This window comes from Acinetobacter sp. 1207_04 (assembly GCF_052850415.1).
Window position 1 is genome coordinate 1 of the sequence record NZ_VXCQ01000033.1, and the last position, 4,763, is coordinate 4,763.

Annotated in this window: 7 protein-coding genes; 3 read left to right on the forward strand and 4 right to left on the reverse strand. The window is 29.5% G+C overall.

Annotated elements, in window-relative coordinates; translation table 11 throughout:
* Positions 1-293: 293 nt before the first annotated feature.
* The gene (locus FW754_RS16295; RefSeq protein ID WP_446325244.1) at positions 294-806 is read right to left on the reverse strand and encodes a hypothetical protein; all 513 of its coding nucleotides are present in this window, start codon (positions 804-806) and stop codon (positions 294-296) included.
* Between the two features lie 72 nt (positions 807-878).
* Positions 879-1,100, reverse strand: coding sequence for a hypothetical protein (locus FW754_RS16300; RefSeq protein ID WP_446325245.1), 222 nt, complete (start codon positions 1,098-1,100; stop codon positions 879-881).
* A 216-nt stretch (positions 1,101-1,316) separates the two neighbouring features.
* Between FW754_RS16300 and FW754_RS16305 the strand changes: the two genes are divergently transcribed.
* Positions 1,317-2,309: a hypothetical protein gene (locus tag FW754_RS16305; RefSeq protein WP_446325246.1), complete on the forward strand. Its 993-nt coding sequence runs from the start codon at positions 1,317-1,319 to the stop codon at positions 2,307-2,309.
* A gap of 195 nt (positions 2,310-2,504) precedes the next feature.
* Positions 2,505-3,071 (forward strand): hypothetical protein, encoded by a 567-nt coding sequence (locus FW754_RS16310; RefSeq protein ID WP_446325247.1) that lies wholly within the window; start codon positions 2,505-2,507, stop codon positions 3,069-3,071.
* 145 nt (positions 3,072-3,216) lie between these two features.
* On the opposite strand, the gene FW754_RS16315 is transcribed toward FW754_RS16310, so the two are convergent.
* Together FW754_RS16315 and FW754_RS16320 are read right to left on the reverse strand one after the other, a co-directional pair.
* Positions 3,217-3,600, reverse strand: coding sequence for a hypothetical protein (locus tag FW754_RS16315; protein WP_446325248.1), 384 nt, complete (start codon positions 3,598-3,600; stop codon positions 3,217-3,219).
* A 112-nt stretch (positions 3,601-3,712) separates the two neighbouring features.
* Positions 3,713-4,213, reverse strand: coding sequence for a hypothetical protein (locus FW754_RS16320; protein ID WP_446325249.1), 501 nt, complete (start codon positions 4,211-4,213; stop codon positions 3,713-3,715).
* Positions 4,214-4,435: 222 nt separating this feature from the next.
* Here FW754_RS16320 and FW754_RS16325 point away from each other — a divergent pair, with 222 nt between their 5' ends.
* Positions 4,436-4,729, forward strand: coding sequence for a hypothetical protein (locus tag FW754_RS16325; protein WP_446325250.1), 294 nt, complete (start codon positions 4,436-4,438; stop codon positions 4,727-4,729).
* The last annotated feature ends 34 nt before the right edge of the window (positions 4,730-4,763 follow it).

Below are 4,763 nucleotides of genomic sequence, written 5' to 3' on the forward strand. Positions count from 1 at the left end.
TATTGTTGTGATTTATCAACTCCTCCACTGCTTAAATTATCCCCAATTTCTGCGGACAAATCTTGGGATAATTTAAGTGTGTTGTACGCCTAGGCGTACAGTGATTTAGGGATTTTGCCAATATACGGATTCAGCACGATTTCTTATTATGGACACATAGAGAGCAGGATGCTCCAGACAATAAAAATAAACGAAAGAACAAGGAAATGTTAAAGGTACGACAGGAGTTATACCAAAAGCATCAAATACGTAAAAAAGCCCAACAGGATGTTGGGCTTTTTTATTATTCATAATTAACAAGTTGGAGTTCTTAAGAAATTCAATAAATCTTGCTCTAATGCTGGCTGTTCGCCAATATGCTTAAAGTAAGCTTTAGCATGCTCCCCAAGCCCCCTTAAAGCCTCATGATAAGGTTTAGATAGTAATTCATGGCCACCTTGATCATATAAAGCTAGAACTAATGCTGTTCCTTCTTCACTAACAGCATATAAAAGGAATGAATCACAACCGTCACAATGACTTCTATAATATGGACCTAAACTACAACGGTTTTTTGAGTCCCAAAAAGTTTGATCTTTTCTTGATAGAGGAAATACTAAGACGTGTACTTTACAGAGACCAGCATCTTTTACTGCTTCTGGATACTCAATAGGCTTGTCTCTTCCAAAATCTGGATGATGGCCTTGCCTCCAATAATCAGCAAATTCCTTCGCTACATTTAAGAGCGATTGATATTCGGGACTATTCTGATCTAATCCTCGAAAATAATTTGGATGTACAGAAACTTTACGACGGGTAATAATCAAACAGACATCTCCATACTCCTTTTAGTCTAATTAGATAAAAAGTATATAGAAATGCCTAACTTATTGTAAGAATTAAAGGTCGAGAAATTTTCCTAAATGCTCTTCAGGAGAAGTTGTTGCATATGCATGTAAGCTATCTAAGCCAATTTTATTAAGTTGTTTCTTAGTCAAATTAACTTTACTAGACAAAGGAATTCTTTCTTTCAATACTTTCTCTTGAGTTATATTTTTATATTGATTGCTCATAATACAAACCTCTTGAATATATTGAAAATTAATAGATGAATCAATCATTTACAATAGCCTTTAAAAAGTTTGGATACGTTTATTTGGTATGAATAATTTTATACTTAAAGTATGAATTATTCTTTAAAGCATAAATTCCCCTTTAAGTTGATATAAGTTAAATTATTGTTTTAAATACAGTTATTTTAAAACAAAAAAAACTTGACAATATCTAATTAAAATAATATAAGTCCTAAGGACTTATATTATTTTAATTGAAAACTTGTGAAAATTGAAATTATCATATCTAACTGGATTAATGAAGAATATGAATTGGATGTCATATCTAGACAACAATTGTTTTTGAAATATTTAGAACTATGGTTTCAAGAAGAATTCAAAGGAGAAATTATTGAGAAACCTAAAAATTTCTCTAATAAAGTATTTTATAAATTATGTGATTATCTCATTCATGAAAAACTTCTAATTGGATTCAACCATACTACTAGAGGATATACTTATTTTATAAAAAAGGGCAGTAAACCTACCTCAGAGATGGCCATTAGTGCTTTATATCCTTTAGGTTTTCTCAGTCACCTCACAGCCATGAACTTATATAGTATTGGCAATACTCAGACAACAGGTATTTATCTTACTTGTCCTGCACGAAAAGATTGGAAAACCTTATGTTTAAAAGAAATCAAAAAAAGATTTAAAAAGTTTGATGTTGCTGATTCTATTACCAATGAATATATTGAAATAAATGGCTTAATTCTAAGTACTCAGTCTATTTTAGACCCCTATCCTCATCAGAATGTTTTAGAAGAAGCTGGATCAACAAAAACAATTATTGTTATTAATAAGAAAAAATTAGTTGAAAGTGAGTGGTGGAATCAATGTCATGTACAAAATGTAGTAGACCTTTATTTAGATATGCTTCGAACCCCTCAATATTGTGGTGGTATTAGCCATGTATTAACTATTTACCAATCAAGCCTTCTAAAAGACCCTGAACTATTGCAAGAAATACTTATTAGCATAACAAAGAATGGTTCTATCATTGATAGAGCTAGATTCGGTTATATTTTTGATAAAATTTTACTCATTAAAAGCCCTCAAATAGATCTATGGAAAGAAGAACAGAAGGATAAAAGAGGTAGCTCCAGAAAACTATTTTCAAATTTTGAGTTCGATTCATTTTTTGATGAGGAATGGAATTTGTCTATAAACCATCAAACAATTAAAACTCTACATGAAAACCTATATCAGACTACTTAATATAAAATCTCTTATGCGAAGTCAAAAAAGCGAGGATCTATAGGCCTCGCTGCGTATAAGCGCCATTATGTTAAATAATGGGATTTAGTTGAATCGGCGATATTTTATTTAAGTAACAAGATGAAAATATCGAAAACCTTAAAAAAAATCTATTTTATTGATATATTTAGTTTTTTATTAGTATTGAGTATTTTTGTGAAGAAGTGGAAAAAAGTAGTTTTATGGATAGTTTCCATTCTAGCCTTATTAGCTGTGATTGTAGGTGGGGCAGCTATATATTTAGTGCAAAAGAATAAAAAAGAAGAAGTATTAGCTAATTCTGCTTATAAAAAATTAATACCTAATGATATTGATTCATATCCAGAACTTAAAAACTATTACTATAATTTATATCTTCAAGGTCTGATTGAAGAAAAGGTATCTATTTCTCCTTATGAAGATCCGACAATTCCAACGAAAATTTCTTTAATACAAGGTAATTGTTATGGTCAATTTCTTGATCTGAATTATGGTGAACTACAATCAGGTTTAAAGAGTTTTGATCAAGAAATTGATTTTGAAGGTTATGACTTATTAGATGGAGTCATGGTTAAATTTAATGAAATCCCACCTATTGCTAATGCATTAGCATTGTATGGGGCTGATAAAAAAATTAGTAGGAAAGAACTTTGTACTCTTGCCAATATGTATGAGCAAGGTAAAGGGTATGAAACTAAATTGATTGAAGAGGCACGTAAAAACAGTATTAAAGCTAATCTATAGACTTATAACTTTATCTAAAATTAACATAAGACACCTTATACGAAATGCTAAAAGTGAGTTTATTACACCGATTTTTATCTATTTTTTAAAACTTAAGACCTAGGCAGGTGCCTAGGTTTTTTCATTTCGTATAACAGCCATTATGTTAAATAAAATTTATAAAAGGAAAAGTGCGCTTAAATTTCTCTGAGACATGTGGGTTGTTCTTTAGGTATTCAATGGATTTTTCTTGCGTAGAAATAGGGTCAAAAATATCTATTCCCCTTAGATAAGAAATGCCTTCTAACGCTATTTTTTCTGTTTTTGATAGTCCAGAGCTTGGCACAAATCCAATAACTAAATGAATCTTCGCTAATGAGTCTTCGAAATCTATAAGATCAAACATATAAAGTGGTATTTCATCTTGATTTAAATCGTTAATACAAAGCTCAACCCATTGCCTAAACTCATTTAAATTAATTGCTTCTGAAAATAGACACCCAATAGCAAATCCAAGATCAGAACTTTCTTCTTTATATATTTTCCACATACTTAAATTTTTCTAAAATTAACATAATACACCTTATACGAAATCGAAAATGGGTGTCTTAAGCTCCCATTTTTATTATATTTTTTGAAAATTTCGTATAAGCACCATTATGTTAAATGGATGGCATTTGAATTACTTCATTTTCAGATGCTTCTCTTAAAATAGCTGTTCCACTAGAATTTGTTATGTATGGTTTAAAGCGGTCACTATTGATAAATTGTATAAGCTTTTCAATATGTTTATTTTCAACTTCTCCCTCACCAATACGACGAATCCTATGTCGAGCAAGATACAGTCGTATTCCTGTTTGATTGATATGATATTTTTTAGAAAAATATGTTCCGAGAATGAGCATACTCATTAAATAATGAATATAAATAGAATGATATTTTGGACGTTTTAGGATTTTTCTAAACCAATTATAGTTTTCTGATAATCTTAGATATTCATGTGTATCTATACGAATAATAATATGAAAATCACAATCTGGACTTTCAATTTCTAAAACTTCAATCTCATCATTATCAAAATTTAATCCATGTATTTCGTTGAAGTTTAAAGTTTTATAAGTAGTCCAATGATATGTTAATCCATAGATCTTTATTGTTTGCATATCATTATTCTCTTAATACACTTTATGCGAAATCGAAAATGGGAGTTTTAAGCCCTCATTTTACTATATTTTTAAAAAATTTCGCATAAGCACCATTATGTTAAATGGATGGATCTTTTTATAGAACATCCCCTCTTTATTTTATTGAGGCTTAACCTCAGTATATTAAATGAGGATATTCAGAGGAGATATCTGTTTTAATACTGTTATCATATGAGGTATATGAAGATTAAAATGCTTAGAAGCCAAACTAATGAATTATTTATACAATCTAGTAAGTTATCCCTACTAGAACTAATATTATTACAGTTAGCTAAAGATCTTCCAGAACATATTGAACCTTACGAGTTAATTTCAACTATACAAGATCTATTAAATATTAAATCTGAAGATGAAATCTATCAGAAGTTAAATTTATCTACTTTAAAAAATAAATTTGAACATGATGTGGATTGGGAAATATTTAAAAAATTATTAGGATTTGCAGTTTTAAAAAAAATCGTGATGAATCGATAGTCGGAAAATTGACAGTACTATATTGAATTTAGTA